This window comes from Methylophaga lonarensis MPL, from assembly GCF_000349205.1.
Classification (GTDB): Bacteria; Pseudomonadota; Gammaproteobacteria; order Nitrosococcales; family Methylophagaceae; genus Methylophaga; species Methylophaga lonarensis.
Window position 1 is genome coordinate 1 of record NZ_APHR01000093.1, and the last position, 448, is coordinate 448.

General features: G+C 51.3%; 1 pseudogene. It reads left to right on the forward strand.

Features of this window, described 5'->3' with window-relative positions:
• Positions 1–448: pseudogene (locus tag MPL1_RS12985) on the forward strand (HD domain-containing protein); the annotation flags it as partial.

Genomic DNA, 448 nt, shown 5'->3' on the forward strand with positions numbered 1-448 from the left:
ACATCCGTGTCATCATCGTTAAACTGGCTGATCGCTTGCACAACATTCGTCACGCTGGGTCATCTGAGACCCGAAAAGCGCAGACGCATCGCCTATGAGACACTCGATATCTACGCGCCCATCGCCCAGCGACTGGGCATGAACCTGATGCGTTGCGAGCTGGAAGACTTGGGCTTTCACGTGCTGCACCCCATCCGTTATCGAGTATTGGCCGATGCGGTGCGAAAGGCCAGAGGAAATCGCAAGGAAATTGTCAGCCAAATCACCAGTTCGATTCTCAACCGGATGGAGCAGGAAGGGCTGAGTGCCGATATCCAAGGGCGCGAAAAAAATCTCTACAGCCTCTACAAGAAAATGGTCAGCAAACAGTTGTCATTTTCAGAAGTGATGGATGTTTATGCGTTTCGCATCATTGTTGATGATGTGGACGCCTGCTACCGAATGCTGA